The sequence below is a fragment of the Vibrio sp. HM8-C genome (genome assembly GCF_058630515.1).
Window position 1 is genome coordinate 305,281 of record NZ_JBMMKS010000001.1, and the last position, 24,242, is coordinate 329,522.

Consider the following 24,242-nt stretch of genomic DNA (forward strand, 5'->3'; position numbering starts at 1 on the left):
ACGATTGTAATAAAAAGGGGCGCTCTATTATTAGCACCCCTTAAACGGAAATTAATTTCTAATGACTGACTACTGAACTTGGCAAGTCAGACAGAAAGCATATTGACCTTTAGGATCATTAAAGCTGCTTAACAAGTTTGCATCGTTTATCAGTTGATTTGCCGCGGGTTGTAGAGCTGCTGGAATCATACTTGAGACATCCAAACCTAAACTTACTTTAATCTGTCCAAAGATATCTTGCAGGAACTGCTGCGCAGGGCTTAATGGTTCTGCTACCCAAAATAGATTGTAGTCTTCCAACTTAGCCAGTTCGGCAGCCAGTGCAACGGCATCGTCGAAGTCACCTAACTTGTCGACCAAGCCAAATTTCTGAGCATCTTGAGCAGTCCAAACTCGACCTTGAGCGACTTGATCTACTTCTTCAACTGACATACCACGGCTTTCACCCACTAATGAGATAAAGCGGTGGTAACCATGTTCAATGCCCATTTGCAGTGCTTTTTGTGCACCTTCATTGAGGCCAGTAGTAATGCCAATACCCGAGAACGGCGAAGTGCCCACACCATCGGTATAGATACCTAATTTGTTGAGACCTTTTTCGAACGTGGTAATCACACTAAAAATACCGATCGAGCCAGTGAGTGTAGTTGGTTGAGCCACAATTTTATCTGCACTCATTGAAATCCAGTAACCACCTGACGCAGCTAGGCTCGACATAGAAACGACGACAGGTTTGCCTGCTGCTTTAAGTGCATCGATTTCATTGCGAATGACTTCAGAAGCAAAGGCACTGCCTCCTGGGCTGTCGACACGCAATACCACGGCTTTAACGTTTTTGTCATTTCTAGCTTGGCGCAGAAGAGCTGCAGTACTATCACCGCCAATGCTGCCACGGGGTTGAGCTCCGTCCATAATCGTGCCGCTTGCGATAACAACGGCAATGTCATCACTAGATGAGCTGACTTTTGGCATCACAGTTGGTGCATAATCGTAGTAACTCACAGCGTTGTAGCTATCTTTCCCATCGCTGCCGAATGTTTTTGCAAGCTCTAGACGAATTTGTTGACGAGTTGCCAACTCATCCACTAAGCCAACTTTGAGTGACAACTGAGCTAAGTCTCCAGAGGACTCTTCGAGAAGAGTAAGAAACTCATCCATATTTGGTGTTAATGCGTCTGCCGTAATACCTCTGTTGGTTGCCACATCATCAATGTACGCTCCCCACAATTGTGTTAGCCAACGAGATGCTGACTCACGGGCTGCCTCAGACATATCGTCACGAATGAAAGGCTCTATCGCAGATTTGTAAGTACCTACACGGAATACATGGGTGTTTACATCTAGCTTTTCTAGAAGGGTTTTGTAGTACATGTTGTAAGCACTGTAACCGTGCAGCAGCACTGCACCGTCGGGGGCCAAAAATACTTTATCGGCATAACTTGCCAGATAGTATTGGCTTTGGTTGTACATGTCGCTCAGAGCAAAAACAGGTTTACCAGAGGCTTTAAATTCGTTAATCGCTTTGGCGATGTAGCGCAACTTAGTCAAGTTGGTTTCTGGCATGTCACGTAATGCCAAAACTAAGCCAGTGATTTTGTCATCATCTTTTGCGTGACGAAGCGTATCCACAATATCGAACAATACGTTTTCTTTTGGCATTTCTTTGCCAAGTACCGAACCTGTTACGGAGTCCATCGGGCTTAAATAACTGCTTTGTTCAACAATTGGACCTGAGAGGTTTAATACCAGTGCAGACTTTTTCTCAACGATGGGAGCCGGAGATTCATAAGCATAGAGGAAATAGACGAGTGCGATACTGAGTAGAAAAATGAGGTTGGTTAGAGCGATACGAATGAAAGTGATTAGTTTCCAAATCCCTTTAAAAAGCAGCCCAATAAATCGGAATATTGTTTTCATTGTGTCTCCATCAAAGCCTTTGAAACGCTTGTTAATACCTCAAAATCATTAGCTTGAAATATTAATTTAGTTGCATCGTACGTGATCTAGTATACGCAAACAACCGCAAGATTGATCGGTGTTACAAAAATGTAAACACTTGTTTGATTTTTGTGTAAGTGAGGCATAGTGTGGTCGGAAAACAATAACGATAAAGGTTAACTCTCCATGTACCCACATCTGCTACAGCCATTGGATCTAGGATTCACTCAGTTGAAAAACCGAGTATTGATGGGTTCGATGCACACTGGATTAGAAGACGAGAAAGAAGGTTTACACAAACTAGCCGCATTTTATGAAGAACGAGCAAAGGGCGGCGTAGGTCTTATTGTTACTGGTGGATACTCTCCAAACCTACGTGGGCGCTTACATCCGTTCGGTGCTGAGTTCAGCAGTGTGAAGCATGCTAAAGAGCACAAAGTTGTCACCGAAGCGGTACATCGTCACGGCGGTAAAATAGCGCTACAACTTCTCCATGCTGGCCGTTATGCGATGCATCCTTTCTCTCAAAGTGCCTCTGCTATCAAATCGCCAATAAGCAAATTTGTTCCTAGCGAAATGACACCGCGTCAAATTCGTAAAACCATACAAGCTTTTGCAAATAGCGCTGAACTGGCTCAGCTCGCTGGTTATGATGGCGTGGAAGTCATGGGTTCGGAAGGCTATTTGCTCAACCAGTTCATCTGTAAACGTACCAACATGCGCTACGACGATTGGGGTGGTAGCTATCTCAATCGAATTCGTTTTCCATTAGAAGTGGTGAGATCAATTCGCGAAGCGGTAGGTGAAGAGTTCATTATTATTTTCCGTCTTTCGATGCTCGATTTGGTGGAACAGGGCAGCACATTTGAAGAAGTGTTGATGTTGGCGAAAGAGTTGGAAAAAGCGGGTGCAACCATTATTAACACGGGTATTGGTTGGCATGAAGCTCGAATTCCAACAATCGTTACGCAAGTGCCTCGCGCTGCATTTAGCTGGGTAACAGAAAAGATTAAACCTCACTTGTCTATCCCAGTTATCACTTGTAATCGAATCAACACACCTGATGAAGCTGAAAGCATCATCGCATCGGGTAAAGCTGATATGGTTTCTATGGCTCGTCCATTTTTAGCTGACCCAGAATTTGTCAATAAAGCCGAGCAAGGGCGCGCAGCATTTATCAATACTTGTATTGGTTGTAACCAAGCGTGTTTGGACAACGTATTTAAAGGTAAACGCGCTTCTTGCATGGTTAACCCAAGGGCTTGTTACGAAACAGAGATTGTTGTTCAACCAGCGAATGTTAAGAAGAAAGTCGCCGTGATTGGCGCAGGTCCCGCTGGACTGTCTTGCGCGACGACTTTAGCTGAACGTGGTCATGAAGTTGATCTATATGAGCGTAATGACCGCATCGGTGGTCAGTTCCGACTTGCGATGCAAATTCCGGGTAAAGAAGAGTTTCGTGAAACCATTCGATACTTTGCTAATCGTTTAGATGAAACAGGTGTTCGTTTGCATTTAGGAACAGAAGCGAATTTTGAGATGTTGTCAGAGTACGACGAAGTCGTGATGGCATCAGGCGTTGAGCCTCGTAAAGTCGATATCGCAGGATTAGAAAATAGCGAGAAAGTGGTGGATTATCAGACGCTCATTCGCGAAAAGACACCCGTAGGCCAAAAGGTTGCCATCGTTGGCGCAGGTGGTATCGGTGTGGATGTGGCAAGCATGATCACTGAGCCTGAAGACAATGAATTAGATGACTGGCTACATGAGTGGGGAATCGATAGAGAGATCGCTTACCCTGGAGGCTTATATCCATACCCTGATTCGCGTAGTGAGAAAGATGTTTGGCTATTACAACGCCGTAAGGGCAGCGTAGGCAAAGGACCCGGTAAAACAACAGGCTGGGTTCATAAGCGAACGTTAGAAAAACGTGGCGTGCACATGTTGGGCGGTGTTGAGTACCAAGGAATTGATGGCCAAGGTTTGCACATCGGCATTGATGGTGAATCAAAACTGCTTGATGTAGATAAAGTCATTATCTGTGCAGGACAGGTGTCTGTTCGTCCGTTTGAAGATAAATGGTCACAGTTGTCTGATAAATTGCATGTGATTGGTGGTGCAGAACATGCTGGTGAACTGGACGCGGTTAGAGCCATTCGTCAGGGTGTGAAGTTGGCAGTGTCTATTTAATCGCTGCTCATCACTAAAGAAAATGGCGCTGATTCAGCGCCATTTTTTATTCTTATAAACTTAAAGAATAACGGTTTTATTTCCGTAGACGAACACGTGGTCATTGATCACTTTGTTCAATGCCTTACTCAGAACGTTCTTTTCTACGTCACGTCCTGCTTGAGCCATATCTTGAGCACTGAATGTGTGATCGACAGGAATGACATCTTGTTTAATGATTGGACCTTCATCCAAATCATTGGTTACAAAGTGCGCGGTTGCGCCGATGATCTTCACACCACGGTCATAGGCTTGTTGATACGGTTTGGCACCAATAAATGCTGGTAAGAAGCTGTGGTGGATGTTGATAATCTTATGGTGGAATTTCTCAACGAAGCCGGGAGTTAGAACACGCATGTATTTAGCCAGAACGATGAAGTCTGGTTGATATTGCTCGATCACAGCCAAAAGCTCTTTTTCGTGCTCTTGACGCTCTAAACCTTCATGAGAAACACAGTGATACGGAATATCGAATCTTTCAGTCAAGGTTTGCAGTTTGTCGTAGTTACCGACAACAGCTGCGATATCTACGTCTAGGCTGCCATCGTAGTTTTTCATCAGAATATCACCCAAGCAGTGCGCTTCTTTGGTGACAAGAATCACAATACGCTTACGTGATGAACCGACTAATTTACGCTTCGCTCCTGTAGGTAATGCTTGGTCTAAATCTGCCAACAGAGTGTGGTCATTAAAGTAACCTTCAAGCTCTGTACGCATAAAAAAGTGGCCACTGGTGTTATCAACAAACTCATTGTTATGAATGATATTTAGTTGATGTTTGTAACAGATGTTGGTGATTTTCGAGATAAGTCCTGGTGCATCACTGCAATGCGTTAGGAGAGTTTTCTTTTCCATTAAATACGACTTCCGGGCGTGCAAATTTTTAATTCTTAGTAGATGTAGATTGGCCTGAACGGTAAGGCAAATCCCAATATGGGTTCTATAATTAATCTATTCTCCAATTGGTTTCAACAAATAAAAAATAACCTGAACTCAGGATAACTAGGCTCTAATAAACCTCGGCTAGATAAAGCGTCTCCTCTGTTGGTACTGGATTTTGCGAAGGTGGTGTTTATGGACAAAGAATTACTTGCACGTAAATTGTACGTAGAACGTGTTATGTCATTAATGGGCGAGCACACAATTGATGACGATATTTTAGAGTTTATGTGGGAGAGCAAAGCGTCACCGGAAGAGGCTGCAAAAGCCATGATGCCGCCAGTCCAACTCACGTCTTTAGAAGTAGGGTCTAAGTGGGTCAACCGGTATCTGAACCGGAAATAGAGTCGACAATAGCCTTGTTAGTCAGGTGCGAACGGGCTTCGTACCTGACGCAAACCGATTAATCGTTATAGACGCTTCTAACTTCGCTTTACAAAACTGCTTGCTGTCTAATCATATCTATCGCCATTCGCTCCTAGCTTAAAAACCTGCCATAATCGCGCCAAAGTTATTAATTTTTCGACGTGGATGATCCAAAAAACCTTTTCTCAACAAGGCGCTTTAGGCAAAGCCATTCCGGGCTTCCAGCCTCGACAAGCTCAAATTGATATGGCTCAGGCAGTTGCTAAAGCAATCGCTGGCGAATCTCAATTGGTTGTTGAAGCCGGAACGGGAACGGGTAAAACCTTCGCGTATCTCGTACCAGCGCTATTGAGTGGGAAGAAAACCATCATCAGCACCGGCTCCAAAAACTTGCAGGAGCAGTTGTTTCACCGCGATCTGCCTTTAATGGTTGATGCTCTGGGTTTCCACGGCAATGTGGCATTACTCAAAGGTCGTGCTAACTATTTGTGTCTAGACAGACTTAGCAGACAGATGGTTGAAAGCCACACCAATGACGCCGCAGATCCACAACTTCTCACTCAGCTTGTAAAAGTAAGGGCATGGTCATCGGAGACCAAAAGCGGTGACTTAGGCGAGTGTGATGCGCTGCCTGAAGACAGCATGGTGATCCCAACGATTACGTCTACCAATGACAACTGTTTGGGGAAAGAGTGTCCGAGTTATACCGAATGCTTTGTAAACAAAGCAAGACGCAAAGCAATGGATGCGGATATCGTAGTAGTCAATCACCACCTATTCTTAGCCGATTTAGCTATTAAAGAGACAGGGTTCGGTGAGCTGATCCCAGAAGCTGAAGTGTTTATCTTTGATGAAGCTCATCAGTTGCCGGACATTGCCAGCCAATATTTCGGTCAGTCGGTTTCCAGCCGACAGATCCAAGAACTGGCAAAAGACATTGAAATTGCTTATCGCACTGAAGCTAAAGATATGCGCCAGCTACAAAAAGTGGGTGATAAGTTAGTACAATCTTCCGCTGATTTACGCATTGTGCTTGGCGATTCTGGTCACAGAGGAAACTGGCGAGAAGCAATGGCATCACCTTCTATCGCCCGTGAAATCGAGCGGGTTAAAGAGAGCCTCAACTTCGCGATAGAAGTACTCAAAATAGCGTTAGGTCGTAGCCAGTTGTTGGATGCGGCATTTGAACGAGCCAACCTAATTAAAGGTCGCATCGAAAGGGTATGTGATGTCTCAATTACTGGTTACTCGTATTGGTTTGATACTACGCCACGCCATTTCAGCTTGCATATTACGCCGTTATCGGTCGCCGATAAGTTTCATGAACAAATTGAGATGAAGCAGGGTGCTTGGATATTTACCTCTGCGACACTGGCAGTGAATGACGATTTTGGTCATTTCACACATCGTTTAGGTTTACAGCCTAGTGAGCAGTTTTCATTACCAAGTCCTTTTGACTATCAAAACCAAGCGAAACTCTGCGTTCCAAGATATTTGCCGGAGCCAAACAGCCCTGGTCTTGCGGATAAGTTGGTGCGGATGTTGGCACCTGTCATTGAACAAAACCAAGGTCGTTGTTTCTTCTTGTGTACATCGCACAGCATGATGCGTGAACTTGGCGAAAAATTTAGAGAGATATTAACTCTACCTGTGTTGCTGCAAGGGGAAACCAGCAAGCAAAAAACATTGGCAGAGTTTATGGAATTGGGCAATGCGTTGCTGGTGGCGACAGGAGCTTTCTGGGAAGGGATTGATGTTAGAGGTGACACATTAAGCTGTGTTATCATCGACAAACTTCCGTTTACCGCTCCAGATGATCCGCTATTAAAAGCGCGTATTGAAGATTGCCGTTTGCGAGGCGGAGACCCGTTTGCTCAAGTACAACTGCCAGAAGCGGTTATTACTTTGAAGCAGGGTGTTGGACGACTTATTCGAGACAAGAAAGACAAAGGTGCATTGATCATCTGTGACAACCGATTAGTGACCCGAGACTACGGCGGAATTTTCCTCGCCAGTTTGCCTCCCATCCCTCGTACGCGAGATTTGGATGTAGTAAAAGGCTTTCTTGCACAATTATCAGAAACAGAAACAAATTAGAGATATCCATGAGCGCAAAAATTCTTGCCTTAGACACAGCAACCGAGCAGTGTTCAGTAGCACTAATGGTTGGTGAAAAAGTTTACTTCCGTAGTGAGTTTGCTCCTCGCGACCATACAAAGAAAATTCTGCCTATGGTGGACGAGGTTTTAAAAGAAGCAGGCTTAGCGCTTAGCGATTTAGATGCTTTGGCATTTGGGCGCGGTCCGGGCAGCTTCACTGGTGTTCGAATTGGTATCGGAATTGCACAAGGTTTAGCATTCGGTGCAGATTTACCTATGATTGGTGTGTCGACTTTAGCGGCAATGGCACAAGGTGCTTACCGTCTACACGGTACAACTCATGTCGCCAGTGCAATTGATGCTCGAATGAGCGAAGTGTATTGGGGTCGTTTTGAGCGTCAAGAAGATGGCAGTTGGAATGAAGTCGATGCAGAGTGCGTTATTCCACCCTCTGTTTTAGTCGCAGAAGTTCAAAAAGATGACAAAACTTGGGCAAAAGTAGGTACAGGTTGGGAAGCGTACGCTGAAGATTTGGCGAACTTGCCACTGACGTTAACTGAGTCAGAGATGCTTTATCCTGACTCGCAAGATATTGTTTACTTAGCTCAGTTTGAATGGGCAAAAGGCAATACAACACCTGTTGAAGACTCTAGCCCTGTGTATCTGCGTGATACTGTGGCATGGAAAAAGCTTCCGGGTCGTGAATAACGGACTACTTTGAGGGGGATTTCTAGGTTGAAAATCCGCTCTCAGTGAAAAGTAAATTGAAAGGGTAAGGACTCTCTCCTTACCCGTTTACAGTAGGAACTTTATGGTTTCAATTAATGGTTTGCCCGGCAGTGTCTCGAATACCAATCGAACATCTAAGGCAAAGAAAAACAACGGGGTTAAGAAAGGTAATGAGGTTGCTACCAGAGCTACTAAAGTAGCGGAAGCTGTCTCATACTCTATTCGTCCTGTTGATGAATCTGAAATCCATCGAGCTCAAGTTGAGTACGATTTACCTGAAGGTCGCTCTAGAAAAGCGATGGAAGCCTACATGGATGTCATGAATCGTGCTAAAAGAGAGGAACTAGCCCAGCTGTTAGGGGTCGATATTTATATCTGAATCATTCGCATCTTTAAGCCTAGCCTGAGAGCCGATCATGAAACCAATCACTCTACGTCACTTATTTGCCTTTACGGCTGTCATCCTTCTTTCTGCCTGTACTTCATTACCCACTGAACTGAGTGCTTCTTCTGAAGAAACCGTCATTTCTGATTACAAAACATGGGTAGATCCAAGCACATCTCAAGACAGTGAAGTGAGATTGGGTGGGGTAATAGCCAGTATTACCAACTTAAAAGACAAAACTCGAATTGAAGTGGTCAATGTGCCGATTGATAGCGTGGGCAGACCCAGCGTGAAAGTGGAACCTCAAGGACGTTTTGTTGGTTACGTAAATGAGTTTCTCGACCCTGTGACTTTTGCGGAAGGTCGATTGGTCACGTTGTTAGGTAATACCGCAGCGCCTGAAGCTGGAAAAGTGGGAGATTTTGAACACCAGTATCCCGTTATGACAGTGAAAGGTTATCATTTATGGCGCGTTGAAGAGCGAATCATCATGCAAGACAGTGGCCCGTACCTATATCACCACTGTTTAAGTTATTTCTGCCGTGACAGAGATGACATGTATCGTGAAGGCCGAGTCATTCAAGAAGTGAAATGATGTTTAAACAGACTCAATATCAAATCCACAGTGGCAGGATAGCCGCAGTGGAGTTTGGAGATTCAAAAGCGGCCGATATTTCGGTCGTTTTTATTCATGGCTGGCTAGACAACGCTGCGAGTTTTTTCTCCGTTATGCGAGAGCTGGTAAGGCTTGCCCCTCAGTTACACCTTTGCGCAATCGATTTACCTGGGCATGGGTTATCAGAACATAAAAATGGCAGCAATTTTTACCCATTTCATGACTATATCGATGATTTTTGTCAGCTATTGCTTAATTTCTCGGCAAACAAACGGGTAATTGTAGGTCACTCTCTTGGTGCTTTGGTTGCAAGTTGCTATAGTGCCGCCTTTCCTGAAAACGTGGCTGGATTAGTTCAAATTGAAGGTTATGCGCCTTTGGTTGAACCGACGTCAGAAAGCGTTGAAAGAATACGTCAGGGCGTCTTGAGTCGCCAACGTTTACGCAAAAAGCCGGAACGAAGTTATGCCGATGTTTCACAAGCGATAGAGCGCCGATCCATGAGTAACCATCTTGCGCCAGAATTGATTGCCCCTGTTGTTGAGCGAGGTATAACGCAAGTGGACGGTAAGTGGCATTGGCGTCATGACGTGAAGCTAAAAAGCGAGTCTTTATATCGGATGTCACCACAACATGCCGATGAAATCATGATTGCAATTCAATGTCCTCATCGATTGATTCTAGGTGAACAGGGTTTTCAGAGTTTAAAGCGACTTCGCAGCATTTCGGCGCAAAGTTGTCTAGAAACGTTCACTGTTTCTGGTGGTCATCATTGCCATTTAGAGCAACCAGAGCAGGTTGCTGAACTAATTTTTGGCGTAGTTAACAAAATTTAAACAAGTGTTTGAGCCTTTTCGTGCTCAAGCATCAAGGCTGTGCTGTAATAAGCGCCATAAAAATAATGGCGCGACGTTAAGTCAATTGTTCATAAGAAAATCTAGTGAATATAAATTGCCAGCCTATAACGAGGAGTATTACCGTGGATAAACCTTGGCTTTCGCGTTACCCAAGTGACGTACCAGAAACCATAAATCCAGATCAATATCCATCATTGGTGGAAATGTTCGAACAATCTGTCAATCGATTCGCTGATCAGCCTGCTTTCATCAATATGGGCACGGTGATGACTTATCGTAAATTGGAAGAGCGTAGCCGAGCATTTGCCGCATATCTGCAAAACGATTTGAAATTGAAGAAAGGTGACCGCGTCGCGTTAATGATGCCAAACCTTTTGCAATATCCAGTGGCATTGTTTGGTGTTTTGCGCGCAGGTCTTATCGCGGTCAACGTAAACCCTCTTTATACGCCTCGAGAGCTAGAACATCAGTTAAACGATGCAGATGCGAGAGCGATTGTTATCGTCTCTAACTTTGCAAGCACACTAGAAAAAATCGTGGCTAACACACAGGTGAAGCACGTTGTGTTAACTAGCCTTGGTCAGATGCTGCCTCGTGCAAAAGGTACCGTTGTTGATTTCGTTGTGAAATACGTAAAAGGAATGGTACCGAAGTATCATCTTCCGGGTGCGATTTCTATGCGTAAAGCACTGCGTAAAGGGCGCCGTCAACAATACGTGAAACCTTTCATGGCAGGTGATGATATTGCATTCCTTCAGTACACAGGTGGTACTACGGGTGTGGCTAAAGGTGCGGTGCTTACACACAGAAACATGATTGCCAACGTATTGCAGGCAAAAGGTGCTTACGGTGCCGTTTTGCGTGAAGGCCGTGAGCTTGTGGTAACAGCACTGCCGCTTTATCATGTATTCGCATTAACTGTGAACTGTTTGCTGTTTATTGAAATGGGCGGCAACAACCTCCTGATTACTAACCCGAGAGATATTCCTGGGTTTGTGAAAGAGTTACAAAGAACTCCAGCGACAGCGATTACCGGTGTAAATACTCTGTTCAATGCATTGGTAAACAATGAAGATTTCCATGAGCTGGATTTCACCAATCTAAAGCTTTCTGTTGGCGGTGGTATGGCTGTTCAGCGTGCTGTGGCAGAAAAATGGCAAAAGATCACGGGTATCCATTTGCTTGAAGGTTACGGCCTAACTGAGTGTGCTCCGTTAGTTACGGGCAACCCATACGATCTATCTGAATACACTGGGGCTATTGGTTTACCCGTGCCTTCCACGGAAGTTCGTATCGTTGATGATGAAGGCAAAGTGCTTGCGAATGACCAAGTGGGTGAGTTGCAAGTTCGTGGTCCACAGGTGATGCAAGGTTACTGGCAGCGTCCTGAAGCGACGAAAGAAGTGTTGGATGAAGATGGCTGGCTATCAACAGGTGATATCGTAAAATTTGACGAGAATTACTTGTTGCATATTGTTGACCGTAAGAAAGACATGATTCTTGTGTCGGGCTTTAACGTTTATCCAAACGAAATCGAAGATGTGGTTGCATTGCACGGTAAAGTGTTAGAAGTCGCCGCTATCGGGCAAGCTCATGAAGTTTCAGGTGAAGTGGTGAAAATTTTCGTGGTTAAGCGCGACCCAAGCCTGACCAAAGAGGATGTCATCGAACACTGTCGTGAATATCTCACTGGCTATAAGGTTCCTAAACTGGTTGAGTTCCGAGATGAACTGCCTAAAACCAACGTTGGTAAGATCTTGCGTCGCGTGCTTCGCGAAGAGAACGACGCAGCATTAGCTAAAAGTGCGTAACCTGACATTTATTGATGTTACAATGCCGACCTAAACCGTCGGCATTTTTGTTCCCATGAAGATCATGCTGATGTCAAATAGGGAAACTCATAGTGAGCCATTTGTGAATTATCAAATTATTACCCAGTTTAACGAGTTAGAGCGTGTGTGCTTATTAGCACGAGACGCAGATGTCGTTATGCTCGATACCGAGTTTGTACGTACGCGTACTTATTTCCCACAGCTAGGACTTATCCAGCTGTTTGATGGTGAGAATTTATCGTTGATTGATCCTCTCACCATGGAAGATATGTCGCCGTTTACCCAGTTACTTCAAGATACTTCTGTACTCAAAGTGCTTCATGCCTGTGGTGAAGATTTGGAAGTATTCCAGAACGCCTTCGGTTGTGTTCCATTCCCTATGGTCGATACACAGGTGATGGCGGCATTTTTAGGTTACGGACTTTCTACAGGATTTGCTTCTTTGGTGAAGGATCTGCTGGATGTTGAGCTAGATAAAAGTGAATCTCGCACCGACTGGCTAGCTCGTCCTCTATCACAAAAGCAACTTGATTATGCTGCAGCTGATGTCTTTTATTTGCAGCCGATGTACGAACAACTGCTAGAAAAAGTGACACAAGCGGATTGGTGGGATGCCGCGCAGCAAGAATCTGACTTGTTGGTTGAAAAGCGTATCAAGCCAGTAAACCCTGATAACGTCTATTTGGACATTAAAGGTGCGTGGCAGCTGAGACCAAAAGAGTTGGCAGTCTTAAAACCATTGGCTACTTGGCGTTACCATGAAGCGGTGAAACGCGATTTAGCGTTAAATTTCGTGGTACGTGAAAACGAGCTGCTGACCATTGCTCGTTTAGCTCTTCGCAGCTCGAAACGCATGATTGAAGAAGGTGTAGACCCACATGCCGTTCGTCGCCACAGCACTAAGCTGATTCAAATCGTAAAAGACGCGATGCAAACACCAGAAGAGCAGTACCCAGAGAAAATCGTACCTTTGATGGATTATCCGGGTTACAAGCAGTTGTTTAAGCGACTGAAAGACGAAGTGAAAGCTGTATCTCAAACGTCTGGATTAGCGACAGAGTTCCTAGCCTCTAAAAAACAGCTTAATCAGCTATTAAGTTGGGTTTGGAATGAAGATAGAGATCCTGAACAGCTACCAGATGTGATGAGTGGATGGCGTTTGCCGATTCTTGGCGAGCGTTTAGATAAGTTGTTGAAATAACATCGCTCTCTTTTCTGTGTGTATCACTATCAATAAAAAAGCCGACATGATTAGTCGGCTTTTCTGTGGACGATTTATTTTTCGTCATCGGGAAGTTTAACGTTCAGCTCTAGTACTGAAATATCGTCGTCTTTGTGTTCGAAAGAGAGCTCAACCATCGAAGGGTCAATGGCCACATATTTTGCTATTACTTTCAAAATATCGTCTTTCAGCTGCGGCAAATAAGTTGGCGCAGGGTCATTTTGGCTACGACGTTCTGCCACGATAATCTGTAAACGTTCTTTCGCTAAACTCGCGGATGTTTTCTTCTGTGGTCTGAAAAATTCAAGTAAAGACATAGTCGCTGTTTAGCCCCCAAAAAGTCGTTTAAAGATGCCTTTCTTCGGCTCGGTTAGGAATCTGAATTCAACTTCCTCACCAAGCAGACGCGCTACTGTATCGTCGTATGCCTGACCAGCATCCGATTGCTCGTCAAAAATCACAGGTACACCTTTGTTCGAAGCATTTAGAACAGCTTGGCTTTCTGGGATGACACCTAATAGCGGCACATGCAGAATTTCTTCAACATCTTGAACGCTCAGCATTTCGCCTTGATTAACACGTGCAGGGTTGTAACGGGTTAATAGCAGATGTTGCTTGATAGGTTGCAAACCTTGTTCAGCACGTAGTGATTTGGAATCAAGAATGCCAAGAATACGGTCTGAATCGCGAACGGAAGAGACTTCTGGGTTAGTAGTAACAATCGCTTCATCGGCATAGTAAAGCGCCATCAGTGCGCCTTGTTCGATACCCGCTGGTGAATCACAAATGATGAAGTCAAAATTCATCTCTTTTAACTCATCGAACACACGTTGCACGCCATCTTTGGTTAACGCGTCTTTGTCACGAGTTTGTGACGCAGGGAGAATGAAGAGGTTCTCGTTGCGTTTATCTTTAATCAGCGCTTGATTCAGGGTTGCTTCCCCGTTAATCACGTTAACAAAGTCATAAACTACGCGGCGCTCGCAGCCCATGATCAAATCAAGATTACGCAGACCGATATCGAAATCGATAACTGCTGTCTTTTTACCTTTTAAAGCCAAGCCTGACGCAATCGCTGCGCTAGATGTGGTTTTTCCCACACCGCCTTTACCCGACGTTACGACAATAATGCGTGCCATTTTTATAATTTCCTTTAAAACTTAAATTGCGAGAGATTCAAACAGGAGTGAGTCATCATGCATACTCAGCATGACTTTCTGCTGCCAAAACTCACTTTCAATCTGATCGCTAAGCCAATAATTTCCAGCAATGGAGACTAGCTCAGCTTGTAAATCGTGACAAATAATACGTGCTTCTTTTTGACCGCTCGCACCTGCAATAGCTCGTCCACGTAGTGTGCCATGAATATGGATTGAACCATCGGCAATCACTTCAGCACCTGCACTTACGTGATTAAGAATCACTAAGTCACCATCTTTAGCATAAACTTGCTGACCCGAACGAATCGGCGTTCGAACTACTTTGGTTGGTGCCATTTTCGCTGGTGCATTGGTTGGACTATTACTGGCGGTCATGACTGCAAAGCCAGCTTCAGTAGCAAGTGTTTGGCTGCGTTTATCTTTACAGCCAGAAATACCAACAGGAATTAAATTCGCCTCGCTAATGCCTTTTTTTAGTTGCACAAAATCGATGTCTCCTTCGACTTTAGCAATATTGATGACAACGGGAGCATTAGCAAAAAATGCAGGCGCTTGAGCGATTTTTTGTTTTAGAAAATCTATAGTGTTGGAGATGTGATTGTCAGAAAGGTGTAAAACTGACAATGTAAAACTACTACCTTTTAGGTCAGGTGTATTAGACATTAGAACGTTGACCTCATAAACTCTTGGCTAGGCGTTGCCTGAGACTAGGGGTGTCATGTTATATTCAGCGCCCAAGCTCAGCAAGTTATCTTGCGGTTAATTAAGTGATTTGGTCGCATATTTGTCGAATCTTGACCATTTCTAGACAAAACTCGTCATTAGTACGTGTTATTTACAATAAAAGGCTCATCATGCTTTGTTCTATCTACAAAAGTCCTAAGAAAGAAGGCACCTATCTCTACATTCCAAAAAGAGATGATTTCTCTCAGATCCCAGAAGCACTCATGCAAACATTCGGTAAACCGATATTTGTTATGCTTGTGAACTTGGAATCTCGCCAGCTAGCTCAGGTAAATGTGGAAAAAGTCAAAGCATCGATGGATGAGCAAGGTTTCTTCTTGCAATTGCCGCCACCACCAGTGAATCTATTGGAACAACATAAAGAGAGAAAAGCTCAGAACAATTCCTGAGTGCAAATACTCAAGGAGGCTAGGTTGAGAAAATTATTGTCAGTGGTTTTGGGTTTAAGTCTTTCTTCGCCAGTATTGGCGAATGAAGTGAGCTTCGAACAGTATGTTGAAGGACTGAAACAACAAGCTCGCGAAGAAGGTATTTCGGAGCAGATTCTCCAATCTGCTTTTACCAAAGTGGAATATAAGCCTCGAGCAATAGTGGCTGACAGAAATCAGCCCGAGAAAAAGAAAACGCTAGACGAGTACATTCCAAGTGCAGTTCCAGATTGGAAAGTAAAACAAGCGCAAGCTCTGTATGAAAAGCATTATCAAGAGTTGAGACGCATTGGCGAACAATATGGCGTGCAACCTCGTTTTATTGTTGCTTTATGGGGTGTAGAAAGTAACTTCGGCGCCAATATGGGGCGCTTTAGTGTTATTGATGCACTCTCAACGATGGCTTATGAAGGTCGACGTGAAGAGTTTTTCCGTAAAGAGACCATGGCAGCACTGCAAATTCTTGAACAAGGCCATATTAAGCCTGAAGAGATGAAAGGCTCTTGGGCTGGCGCGATGGGGCAGTGTCAGTTTATGCCGAGTTCATTCTTAGCCTATGCTGCCGACGGCAATAGTGATGGTAAGAAGGACATTTGGGGCAGCAAATCAGATGTGTTTGCTTCAACTGCAAACTATTTGAGCCAATCTGGGTGGGATGACAAATACACTTGGGGACGTCAGGTTAAAGTACCTCATGGGCTCGATAAGGAACTTGAAGGTCGTCAGCCAGAAAAAGGTAAATACTTGAGTGAGTGGAGCAAGCTTGGAATTACTCGTTACGATGGTAAGCCACTTCCTGCACTGAGTGATGACATTAAAGCTTGGTTGATAATGCCTGATGATGAAGACGGTCGTACCTATTTGGTTTACAACAACTACAACGTGCTGATGAAGTGGAACCGTTCTTATTACTTTGCTTTAGCGGTAAGTCATTTGGCAGACAGAATTGTGTATTAGTCTTATAAGACATCAAAGAAATTAAAAGGGCTCTTAGAGCCCTTTTTAATATCGGTTTGCTTGATTATTTATTGGTGTGGAATTGCTCACATGCAATCATGGTGTTCTCAATCAAACTTGCTACCGTCATCGGACCTACGCCGCCCGGTACAGGCGTAATGAAACTTGCGTTGATGCGTGCAACATCGTATTCAACGTCACCAACCAGTTTGCCATTCTCAAGGCGGTTAATACCGACATCGACCACCACAGCACCTTCTTTGATCCAAGCGCCAGGGATGAAGTTTGGTTTACCTACAGCAACGACTAACACGTCAGCTTGACGAACATGGCTTTCTAGATCTCTGGTAAATCTGTGACATGTTGTGGTTGTGCAGCCTGCAAGTAGCAACTCTAGTGTCATTGGGCGACCAACAATATTGGAAGCGCCAACAATCACAGCATGTTTACCACGCATAGGAATGTTGTAACGATCTAATAGGGTGATAATCCCCTTTGGTGTACATGAACGTAGTTTTGGAATACGTTGCGCTAAACGACCCACGTTGTATGGGTGGAAGCCGTCAACGTCTTTTTCAGGGTGAATACGTTCAAGTACATGTGTTGAATCGATGCCAGCTGGTAGAGGAAGCTGAACAAGAATGCCATCGATTTCTGGGTCTTGGTTAAGTTGATCAACCAAATCCAACAATTCTGCTTCTGAAGCCGTTGCTGGTAAGTCGAAAGACTTAGAAATAAAGCCCACTTCTTCACAAGCGCGTCGTTTGCTTCCAACGTACACTTGTGACGCAGGGTCTTCACCTACAAGCACTACTGCTAGTCCCGGAGCACGTAATCCAGCTTCTGTTCTAGCTTTTACTCGTGCAGCAACTTCTGAACGCACGGTTTTAGAAATAAGTGTTCCATCAATATTTTGAGCAGTCATGACTTTCCTTCACATTTATAGCGAAAATTTTTGCGCGCATTGTCGCAGAAATTTTGATGAACATCTATAAGCAAACGTTTGCTTTGTTGTAATTTTCGGCGCTTGTCCGTTGAGTGGTAAATTTTTAGGCATTTAAATCAGAAACTAAGATAAAGCCGTTGATTTACCAACTTTAACTCGTATAATCCTTTCCCTGTAGCGCGCCCTTAGCTCAGCTGGATAGAGCACCTGCCTTCTAAGCAGGTGGTCACAGGTTCGAATCCTGTAGGGCGTGCCATTTATTCAAAAAAGCCCTGATAACTCAATGAGTTGTCGGGGCTTTGTCGTTTTGGTGGTGCCATAGTGGTGCCGGTGGAATGATGATTTTCTGTATACAAATATTAAGCTGATCACAGTAGCGATAGATAGTTGGGATAGTTTAAGTAAGCTGTGGCAACCTTTAACTATCGTCAAATATATCACTTACAGTATGACTTATAGCAGTAATGAGAGTGGAAAGCCTCTTCACACATCCAGTCCAGTCGTAAAAATCACTATTGAACCATCTCTATCCTCATTTCGGTACCATCAAAATATTTTAGAGCTGGGTACACATAGGGAATCCAGATTTTTTGCTGAGCGATATCAACGCATAATCACATTATTAAATCAATTTGGTATAGAGCTGCCTAAAAGCGAATTCCTAGTGACATTAGGGGATAGCTTAGAGCGAGTACCATTGATGATCTTTCTTATGCGGTCAGATTTACCTATTTTGGGGGGGCGCAAGGAATCATTCGTTTATCTTCTTGATCTCGAAAGGCAGTTCGCTAAAGCAACACTAACAGGTCGGTCAACTACAGCTTCTTATTTGGGTTCAAAAGTAGAAAAAATCTTGGCGTCTTTGCAAGAAGAGTACTACGTAACTAGTTATGTTCAAAGGACTCGCATAACAGCTAAGAAGCAAAGTATAGGCGGTCAAAAGGGTAAATACGATGAATTTTGGAGCGAAATTATACAGCCTAAGATAGAAGACTATTTGCATAATTCCAGCCAGACAGTTGACCAGTTAAGGGAAGATATTGAGTCAGCGATTAAACACGAAAAACCTAACTTTCTATTTGGTAGTGGTGCAAAAGGATTTGAAGAGCTAAATAAAAGAACAGTTGAAAATTGGCTCGTTAAATATAGAAAATTACTAAAAACTAATTAACCACCACAAGTACTTCTTTCGTTTTTACCACCCCTCAACGTAATGATAATTAACCTGATTCAACCAAACTACTAAAGGGTTAATTATGAGCAAAAAACTCAATCGTAAACAAGCAGCAGAGTACCTCGGTTTATCCGAAGGTACCCTCGCCGTATGGGCGTCAACCGGGCGTTACCAATTACCTTTCATTAAAGTCGGTCGCAAGGTCTTATACCGGTTATCTGACCTTGAAGCTTTTATCGAATCAAACGTTGTTACACAAACTAAATAAGGGGAAATTTATGGGTAAAAGATCTCTACACTCGCAATTTATTTTAAATGCGATGCTTAGTGGTGAGCGCTTTAACAAAAGTAGAATCGCTTCTGTTACTACGGAGGATTCCAGCCGGATTATTGATGTCATTAGAAATCATCGTTTAATACCGGTCGTTTGTGAAACCATAGGTGGAGAAGCTGTTTGGTACATAACTCATTGGGAAATATACCGATTTAATCATCAACGAGAACAACAAATACAAGAGATGGAAGATAAAATTATGAAGAAGAGACTGATAACGTTGGCTAAACGAATTCATAGAGTTTTGGAACAGGGGCAAGTCGATCAGTTGTTTGCAATAGTTAACCAATTGGCAGGCTAAAATTAAAGCCAACAGAAAGTTGGCTTCATATAGATGCTGGTGGTCGTAGTTTGGCGACTGAGTACCACCAGCTTTCAATGGTAGTGTATATGAAAAACAAGAAACTAAAAAGGAACTCAGGGAGATTTGCCGGAATTCCTCATACGATTTTGATCACTGAGGCTTACACGCAGTTAGCTCCGCTAAGTAAAGCGATACTGCTTGAGCTCGCTGCTCAGTATGACACTAAAAATAATGGGTACTTGAGTTTGACCAGAAAAGACTTAAGTGTTCGAGGTTTTAATAGTCCGGGTTCGAACCAGAAGGCTATTGAAGCACTAATAGAGGCTGGATTTATTACCAGAACTATAAAAGGAGGTATAAGCAGTGGGAAAAAACACTGTCATTTATACGGTATTAATTGGCAGCCTTCAAATGAAAGAAGCGACAGACCTTTTCATCAGCCGTTGGAAAAAGGGATTAAAGAGTGCCGCGAGTTGGTGCTTGATGGAGACAAAATTTCGATCTTGCTCCCAAGGGAACAGAATCAACGTCCTGATTTGAGACTAGTAAGGTCGGTTTAAGGTACTGATTTGAGACAAGTCTAGAGTTTTTAAGTCTCAAATTAAGACTAGTGATAATTGGAAAGATTATTTAAATCATTATCTTATGTGATTTTGTTAATTGTTGGTTTTGTCTTGTTTTGAGACACCTTTATACATAACCATACCAGGGGAATAAAATGGATTGGGAAGTAAAAAGTAATCTGTACGCAGCTAAGTATCAAGAATCTGGAGTCAGCCTTAAGCAATGGTGTAATGACAACGGAATTAATTATCAGAATGCTCGTAAACATATTAGTGTCAAAGCAATAAAATCATTGAATCCAGATGTGAAAAAAACGAAACGGCAAAATGTGATCACTTCGAATCTAAACAAAGCAAATCAATTTTCTTTTAAAGATGGAAATCAAATGGCTAGAAAGCATGGTGCATATTCATGTTTGTTGAGAGAAGATGATGTAACTATCGCTGTAAACGCGAAGTCATTGGAAGATGAACTGATAGTGTGTCGTGCAAGATTAGCTTCTGCATTGAAAACTCGAAACGAAATTGAAAGTAAGCTCGAACAGTTGGGTGAACCAGATTTAAAAGCACAGTATATGGAGATATTGCTAAAGCTGGTGGATGCAGAAGATAGAACTATTGCACGAATAGAATCAATTCACTCGACTTTATCGAAATTACGACGCGACGATACCAGCTTAACTAAAGATGTCGCACAAACTACCCTTATCGAGCAAACCGTTGAAAGCCGAAAGCGTCAACTGAATGCGGGTAATGTAACTTTCGATATTAGCTGGTAGTGATCGAATCAATCAAGGAAGTTGCAGTATTTTAAATATATCGATGGTTAATAACCATATGTTAATCAAAGAAAAAATATAATTATGCTTTAGAATGATCAACTTGCGTTTGAAATCTTACTACTAGCGTGTGCTTTTAAACGATGTTGCATTGATATGGAATTAAACAGTTAGGGGGCTATATGGAACCATCAATTTTGACAATTGAGGAAGCAATTCTTCAACTAAATAAAGATGGTTACACCGACAGTGATTTTCATCATTTTGTAGAGGTAGAGGGTAACTTGTATCCTTCCAAGAGACTCTATAGCGTAATTTTTGGTATTCATCATACAGAGTGCCATACAGCTGAAGCAGAAAGATATTTCAAAAAGGAAGGATATCACTTGGTGAATAAAGACCCTGCGGTGAGACTGCCTAATATTTGGAAGGTTTCACATGGTTACAGTGAGATTAATGATGAGGTTTCGTCGTGGCTTGATAGCAATTGCTACATAACAGTGCATCAGGATACAGCTAAAAGCCAAGGTAAAAAATTTATTGGTGAAATGAAAGTTGGTGACATAGTTAGCTTGTCACGTAGTGGGTATGTGAAAGCACTGGTCAAAGTAACAAGTGATATTGTTACGAATGATAATTCGCCACTAGGTGAAGAATGGTCTTTACGTACATATGAACCAATTAAAGTGTTATCGGAGTTACAAAAATATTCTGGAGTAAGTAAGGGCTGGGCTCCAAATTATAACAATACGCTTGGGCAAGTATCTGTACGACAAAAAGCAGATAGAACATTATTTGAAGAGAACATTTTACAACCGTATTACTCCATGACTTTCAATGAGCTAGTCGAAATTGCAGGAAATATGTATAGCGAGGCGCCCGTGGAAAATCAGAACTTTATACAAGGTGTTACTCCACGACTTAATCAAATACTTTATGGTCCACCAGGAACTGGTAAAACTTATCATACGATTGAAGCATCAGTTCGAGCTGCTGTTCCTGAGTTTAAATGGAAAAATCGTATTGAATTAAAAGATAAATATGAGCAGTTGGTCCGCAAAGGGCGAATCCGCTTTGTCACTTTCCACCAAAGCTATGGTTACGAAGAATTTGTAGAGGGGTTAAGTGCTAAAACAGAAGAAGGACAGATATCGTATTATGAGAAAGATGGAATCTTTAAATCTATTTGTCATGATGCCACTAGTCCCAAATCTTCGTTAATAAAAGTCGGTGACAAATTTAACAGCTTCGAATTGTTAGAAGTATCACCTGAGTTGTACACCTTTAGGAAACAGAATGGGAATAAGTTACCAATATCTAGAAAGCTCATTGATAGTGTGTATGAATATTTCAAAGATGGGCTTTTTTCTATCGAAGATGAGAAGAAAACTTGGTTATCTGGTTTCCCTAACGATATTGAAACTTACTTTGTGACCGGCTATGACTCTTTATACAAGGCTATGCTGCCTAAAATGCTAGAAAGGTCTCTAAATAGCCAAAGTACGGATAAAGTTGAAAATTATGTCCTTGTTATTGATGAGATAAATCGGGGCAATATTTCCAAGATTTTTGGAGAACTGATTACACTGATTGAACCTTCTAAGCGTCAAAGTGCGGAGGAAGAAATCGAGCTGACTTTGCCATATTCTGGTCAAAAACTCTCAGTACCTAAAAACCTTTTCATCATAGGAACCATGAATACTGCTGACCGGTCACTTGCAATGATGGATACAGCACTTCGCCGTCGGTTTGATTTTGTTGAAATGATGCCCGCTCCCGATCTTCTACGCGACGTTATTGTTGAAGGTATTGATTTAGAGTTATTGCTAACAACGATGAACAAACGTATTGAAGTGCTATATGACCGTGAACACACATTGGGGCATGCGTTCTTTATGCCTATTAAGACGCTGGTGGAAAACAATAACAAATCAGGGGCTTTTAAAGAATTACAATCGGTGTTCCAAAACAAGATTATCCCGTTGCTTGAAGAATACTTCTTTGAAGATTGGGAAAAGATACGTTTGGTCCTTGGTGACAATCAGAAAGAACAAGTGTCATTGCAATTTGTTAGTGCAACTGAAGTTCCATATCAAGAACTGTTTGGGACTGGCTACCAACCTAATGGATATGGACAAATCCAAAGCCGATATGAGTTAGCAAATGTTGAATCAGGGGTATGGAAAGATCCACTTGCATACAAAGCGATTTATTCCTCTGCTGATATGACATCATAGAACATGGACATTCGTCAGGAAGTGGCAGTTTACGAGTTCGGTTTACTATCGAAAGATAAACGAGCTGAAAGTAATACACAGGTGCAGAAAGTATCGGCAGGTGCATACGATTACTTAAAGTCTATGTGTTTGTCTGACAGTACGGACAGTCAACTGCTGACTTTAAAAAGTTTTCAGGGTATGGAAGTCATACAGTTGAAGAATTACGCAGGTGTGATTTTTACCCCGGATGGAACACAAATTGAAGTATTGCCCAAAGTTGGAAAAGCTTTTACTGATGACCAAAAGGGACAAGCGCGAGCTAGAGCAACACTAATAACTATGCTGCGCTCATTATGTGGTTTTGAGTTTATTAAAACCTCTAATGCTCACATTTCTTCGGAACAAATGCCATTACTTGAGGTGTTCATTTCTCAGTTCTTACAATCGGTAAATACACTTTTAAAGCGCGGGTTGAGAAGTGATTATGTACGTAAAGACGATAACATTTCATTTCTTAAGGGGAAGCTAAAAGTTAAACAACAACGTCAGCATAATTTCGTCAATAAGCACAGATTTTATTGCGAATATGATGAATTCCTACTCGATAGACCAGCAAATCGACTAATCAGAGCTGCACTGAGAAAGGTAAAGTCATACTCAAGTAATGTAGCCAACCAAAAGTTACTTAGAGAATTGGATTTTTCGTTTCAAGAAGTCCCTATATCAACTAATTATTCGATAGATTTCTCGTCTATAAGAGTAGACCGTGGAATGAGTCATTATCAGCAGTCGCTAGCGTGGACAAGGTTGATTTTGGATGGACATTCCCCTCAAACAATGAAAGGTTCCAATGAAGCTTTCTCGTTACTATTCCCGATGGAAAGCGTTTTTGAAGACTATGTGGCGAAGCACATCCGGCAAAAATTGTATGAAAACAATCGACATTACTCATTGGAGACACAGGCTGAAGGTAAGTTCTTAGCTATTTATAGCAATAAGGGGCGCTTTACACTTAGACCGGATTTGTTAATTAGAAGTGGTACTCAAAATTATATGGTGTTGGATACCAAATGGAAGTTACTTGATACTAAAGTGACCAACGCTAATATTTCTCAATCAGATATTTATCAGCTTTTTGCCTACGCCAAGAAATACCTATGTTCTGAAGGTTCAGGAAAAGATGTCGTGTTGATTTATCCGAGTCAGGATAATTTTGATTTACCATTACCTGAACCGTTCGAATTAGGAGATGATCATAAGCTTTGGATTGTTCCTTTTGTTATTGATCAGCAAGTCCCTCGAATATTGATGCCTGAAAAAATGGAATTAGGCACTAATTTTTGACGTTATCGTGTTTTTTACTAATTGTAGTGACATCTACGATGGATATTCGCCTATTTTTATTTTTGGGAACATTAACTT

General features: G+C 42.6%; 24 protein-coding genes and 1 tRNA gene. 19 read left to right on the plus strand and 6 right to left on the minus strand.

The window, feature by feature from the left end:
- Positions 1-69 precede the first annotated feature (69 nt).
- Positions 70-1,917, minus strand: coding sequence for a signal peptide peptidase SppA (gene sppA, locus ACOSVQ_RS01385; RefSeq protein WP_491980813.1), 1,848 nt, complete (start codon positions 1,915-1,917; stop codon positions 70-72).
- A 207-nt stretch (positions 1,918-2,124) separates the two neighbouring features.
- On the opposite strand from sppA, the gene ACOSVQ_RS01390 reads away from it, so the two are divergent.
- On the plus strand, positions 2,125-4,128 hold the full coding sequence (locus ACOSVQ_RS01390; RefSeq protein WP_491980814.1) for an FAD-dependent oxidoreductase: 2,004 nt from the start codon (positions 2,125-2,127) through the stop codon (positions 4,126-4,128).
- Between the two features lie 60 nt (positions 4,129-4,188).
- Here the strand turns inward: ACOSVQ_RS01390 and purU are convergent, their stop codons facing one another.
- A complete protein-coding gene (gene purU, locus ACOSVQ_RS01395) occupies positions 4,189-5,022 on the minus strand; it encodes a formyltetrahydrofolate deformylase (RefSeq protein WP_491980815.1) in 834 nt (277 codons plus the stop codon).
- Between the two features lie 219 nt (positions 5,023-5,241).
- On the opposite strand from purU, the gene ACOSVQ_RS01400 reads away from it, so the two are divergent.
- The 8 genes from ACOSVQ_RS01400 to rnd all read left to right on the plus strand — a co-directional run bounded on the left by ACOSVQ_RS01400 (position 5,242) and on the right by rnd (position 13,191).
- A complete protein-coding gene (locus tag ACOSVQ_RS01400; protein WP_165311881.1) occupies positions 5,242-5,451 on the plus strand; it encodes a hypothetical protein in 210 nt (69 codons plus the stop codon).
- Between the two features lie 186 nt (positions 5,452-5,637).
- Entirely contained in the window at positions 5,638-7,569 is a 1,932-nt protein-coding gene (yoaA, locus tag ACOSVQ_RS01405; RefSeq protein WP_491980816.1) for a DNA repair helicase YoaA, read from the plus strand.
- An 8-nt stretch (positions 7,570-7,577) separates the two neighbouring features.
- Complete coding sequence (gene tsaB / locus ACOSVQ_RS01410) at positions 7,578-8,279, plus strand: tRNA (adenosine(37)-N6)-threonylcarbamoyltransferase complex dimerization subunit type 1 TsaB (protein WP_491980817.1); 702 nt, start codon at positions 7,578-7,580, stop codon at positions 8,277-8,279.
- 103 nt (positions 8,280-8,382) lie between these two features.
- Entirely contained in the window at positions 8,383-8,679 is a 297-nt protein-coding gene (locus tag ACOSVQ_RS01415) for a chromosome partitioning protein ParA (protein WP_491980818.1), read from the plus strand.
- Between the two features lie 37 nt (positions 8,680-8,716).
- Positions 8,717-9,280 (plus strand): Slp family lipoprotein, encoded by a 564-nt coding sequence (locus ACOSVQ_RS01420; protein WP_491980819.1) that lies wholly within the window; start codon positions 8,717-8,719, stop codon positions 9,278-9,280.
- Positions 9,277-10,137, plus strand: coding sequence for an alpha/beta fold hydrolase (locus ACOSVQ_RS01425; protein WP_491980820.1), 861 nt, complete (start codon positions 9,277-9,279; stop codon positions 10,135-10,137). The genes ACOSVQ_RS01420 and ACOSVQ_RS01425 overlap by 4 nt, the downstream gene beginning before the upstream one ends.
- Positions 10,138-10,280: 143 nt before the next feature.
- Complete coding sequence (fadD, locus tag ACOSVQ_RS01430; RefSeq protein WP_491980821.1) at positions 10,281-11,969, plus strand: long-chain-fatty-acid--CoA ligase FadD; 1,689 nt, start codon at positions 10,281-10,283, stop codon at positions 11,967-11,969.
- 103 nt (positions 11,970-12,072) lie between these two features.
- Entirely contained in the window at positions 12,073-13,191 is a 1,119-nt protein-coding gene (gene rnd, locus ACOSVQ_RS01435) for a ribonuclease D (protein ID WP_491980822.1), read from the plus strand.
- A gap of 74 nt (positions 13,192-13,265) precedes the next feature.
- Here rnd and minE read toward each other — a convergent pair whose 3' ends face one another.
- The 3 genes from minE to minC are packed head-to-tail and all read right to left on the minus strand — an operon-like array spanning position 13,266 to position 15,035.
- Positions 13,266-13,529 carry a cell division topological specificity factor MinE gene (minE, locus tag ACOSVQ_RS01440; protein ID WP_491980823.1) on the minus strand — a complete coding sequence of 88 codons (264 nt, stop codon included), beginning with the start codon at positions 13,527-13,529 and terminating at the stop codon, positions 13,266-13,268.
- 9 nt (positions 13,530-13,538) lie between these two features.
- Positions 13,539-14,351 (minus strand): septum site-determining protein MinD, encoded by an 813-nt coding sequence (minD, locus tag ACOSVQ_RS01445; protein WP_491980824.1) that lies wholly within the window; start codon positions 14,349-14,351, stop codon positions 13,539-13,541.
- Positions 14,352-14,372: 21 nt separating this feature from the next.
- Positions 14,373-15,035 carry a septum site-determining protein MinC gene (minC, locus tag ACOSVQ_RS01450; protein WP_491980825.1) on the minus strand — a complete coding sequence of 221 codons (663 nt, stop codon included), beginning with the start codon at positions 15,033-15,035 and terminating at the stop codon, positions 14,373-14,375.
- A 191-nt stretch (positions 15,036-15,226) separates the two neighbouring features.
- Between minC and ACOSVQ_RS01455 the strand changes: the two genes are divergently transcribed.
- Positions 15,227-15,505: a YcgL domain-containing protein gene (locus ACOSVQ_RS01455; protein WP_491980826.1), complete on the plus strand. Its 279-nt coding sequence runs from the start codon at positions 15,227-15,229 to the stop codon at positions 15,503-15,505.
- A 24-nt stretch (positions 15,506-15,529) separates the two neighbouring features.
- Positions 15,530-16,501, plus strand: coding sequence for a lytic murein transglycosylase (locus tag ACOSVQ_RS01460; RefSeq protein ID WP_491980827.1), 972 nt, complete (start codon positions 15,530-15,532; stop codon positions 16,499-16,501).
- 64 nt (positions 16,502-16,565) lie between these two features.
- Here the strand turns inward: ACOSVQ_RS01460 and folD are convergent, their stop codons facing one another.
- Positions 16,566-17,426 (minus strand): bifunctional methylenetetrahydrofolate dehydrogenase/methenyltetrahydrofolate cyclohydrolase FolD, encoded by an 861-nt coding sequence (gene folD / locus ACOSVQ_RS01465; RefSeq protein ID WP_491980828.1) that lies wholly within the window; start codon positions 17,424-17,426, stop codon positions 16,566-16,568.
- Between the two features lie 200 nt (positions 17,427-17,626).
- Between folD and ACOSVQ_RS01470 the strand changes: the two genes are divergently transcribed.
- From ACOSVQ_RS01470 to ACOSVQ_RS01505, 8 genes are all read left to right on the plus strand, one after another.
- Positions 17,627-17,703, plus strand: a tRNA-Arg gene (locus ACOSVQ_RS01470).
- 456 nt (positions 17,704-18,159) lie between these two features.
- On the plus strand, positions 18,160-18,618 hold the full coding sequence (locus tag ACOSVQ_RS01475; protein WP_491980829.1) for a hypothetical protein: 459 nt from the start codon (positions 18,160-18,162) through the stop codon (positions 18,616-18,618).
- A gap of 85 nt (positions 18,619-18,703) precedes the next feature.
- Entirely contained in the window at positions 18,704-18,889 is a 186-nt protein-coding gene (locus tag ACOSVQ_RS01480; protein WP_491980830.1) for a helix-turn-helix domain-containing protein, read from the plus strand.
- A 10-nt stretch (positions 18,890-18,899) separates the two neighbouring features.
- Positions 18,900-19,256, plus strand: a complete 357-nt coding sequence (locus ACOSVQ_RS01485; RefSeq protein ID WP_491980831.1) for a hypothetical protein — start codon at positions 18,900-18,902, stop codon at positions 19,254-19,256.
- Between the two features lie 89 nt (positions 19,257-19,345).
- Positions 19,346-19,819, plus strand: coding sequence for a hypothetical protein (locus ACOSVQ_RS01490; protein ID WP_491980832.1), 474 nt, complete (start codon positions 19,346-19,348; stop codon positions 19,817-19,819).
- Between the two features lie 158 nt (positions 19,820-19,977).
- Positions 19,978-20,601 carry a hypothetical protein gene (locus ACOSVQ_RS01495; RefSeq protein WP_491980833.1) on the plus strand — a complete coding sequence of 208 codons (624 nt, stop codon included), beginning with the start codon at positions 19,978-19,980 and terminating at the stop codon, positions 20,599-20,601.
- Positions 20,602-20,783: 182 nt separating this feature from the next.
- A complete protein-coding gene (locus tag ACOSVQ_RS01500; RefSeq protein ID WP_491980834.1) occupies positions 20,784-22,838 on the plus strand; it encodes an McrB family protein in 2,055 nt (684 codons plus the stop codon).
- Between the two features lie 3 nt (positions 22,839-22,841).
- A complete protein-coding gene (locus tag ACOSVQ_RS01505) occupies positions 22,842-24,164 on the plus strand; it encodes an McrC family protein (RefSeq protein ID WP_491980835.1) in 1,323 nt (440 codons plus the stop codon).
- The last annotated feature ends 78 nt before the right edge of the window (positions 24,165-24,242 follow it).

Bases quoted from the DNA above. Each gene is read 5' to 3' on its own strand.
- tsaB (WP_491980817.1), top strand. From the start codon at position 7,578: ATGAGCGCAAAAATTCTTGCCTTAGACACAGCAACCGAGCAGTGTTCA.
- ACOSVQ_RS01425 (WP_491980820.1), top strand. From the start codon at position 9,277: ATGATGTTTAAACAGACTCAATATCAAATCCACAGTGGCAGGATAGCC.
- sppA (WP_491980813.1), bottom strand. From the start codon at position 1,917: ATGAAAACAATATTCCGATTTATTGGGCTGCTTTTTAAAGGGATTTGG.
- ACOSVQ_RS01390 (WP_491980814.1), top strand. From the start codon at position 2,125: ATGTACCCACATCTGCTACAGCCATTGGATCTAGGATTCACTCAGTTG.
- ACOSVQ_RS01455 (WP_491980826.1), top strand. From the start codon at position 15,227: ATGCTTTGTTCTATCTACAAAAGTCCTAAGAAAGAAGGCACCTATCTC.
- ACOSVQ_RS01420 (WP_491980819.1), top strand. From the start codon at position 8,717: ATGAAACCAATCACTCTACGTCACTTATTTGCCTTTACGGCTGTCATC.
- ACOSVQ_RS01400 (WP_165311881.1), top strand. From the start codon at position 5,242: ATGGACAAAGAATTACTTGCACGTAAATTGTACGTAGAACGTGTTATG.
- ACOSVQ_RS01475 (WP_491980829.1), top strand. From the start codon at position 18,160: ATGCGGTCAGATTTACCTATTTTGGGGGGGCGCAAGGAATCATTCGTT.
- ACOSVQ_RS01485 (WP_491980831.1), top strand. From the start codon at position 18,900: ATGGGTAAAAGATCTCTACACTCGCAATTTATTTTAAATGCGATGCTT.
- ACOSVQ_RS01500 (WP_491980834.1), top strand. From the start codon at position 20,784: ATGGAACCATCAATTTTGACAATTGAGGAAGCAATTCTTCAACTAAAT.
- ACOSVQ_RS01490 (WP_491980832.1), top strand. From the start codon at position 19,346: ATGAAAAACAAGAAACTAAAAAGGAACTCAGGGAGATTTGCCGGAATT.
- ACOSVQ_RS01495 (WP_491980833.1), top strand. From the start codon at position 19,978: ATGGATTGGGAAGTAAAAAGTAATCTGTACGCAGCTAAGTATCAAGAA.
- minE (WP_491980823.1), bottom strand. From the start codon at position 13,529: ATGTCTTTACTTGAATTTTTCAGACCACAGAAGAAAACATCCGCGAGT.
- folD (WP_491980828.1), bottom strand. From the start codon at position 17,426: ATGACTGCTCAAAATATTGATGGAACACTTATTTCTAAAACCGTGCGT.
- purU (WP_491980815.1), bottom strand. From the start codon at position 5,022: ATGGAAAAGAAAACTCTCCTAACGCATTGCAGTGATGCACCAGGACTT.
- ACOSVQ_RS01480 (WP_491980830.1), top strand. From the start codon at position 18,704: ATGAGCAAAAAACTCAATCGTAAACAAGCAGCAGAGTACCTCGGTTTA.
- minC (WP_491980825.1), bottom strand. From the start codon at position 15,035: ATGTCTAATACACCTGACCTAAAAGGTAGTAGTTTTACATTGTCAGTT.
- minD (WP_491980824.1), bottom strand. From the start codon at position 14,351: ATGGCACGCATTATTGTCGTAACGTCGGGTAAAGGCGGTGTGGGAAAA.
- yoaA (WP_491980816.1), top strand. From the start codon at position 5,638: ATGATCCAAAAAACCTTTTCTCAACAAGGCGCTTTAGGCAAAGCCATT.
- ACOSVQ_RS01415 (WP_491980818.1), top strand. From the start codon at position 8,383: ATGGTTTCAATTAATGGTTTGCCCGGCAGTGTCTCGAATACCAATCGA.
- ACOSVQ_RS01505 (WP_491980835.1), top strand. From the start codon at position 22,842: ATGGACATTCGTCAGGAAGTGGCAGTTTACGAGTTCGGTTTACTATCG.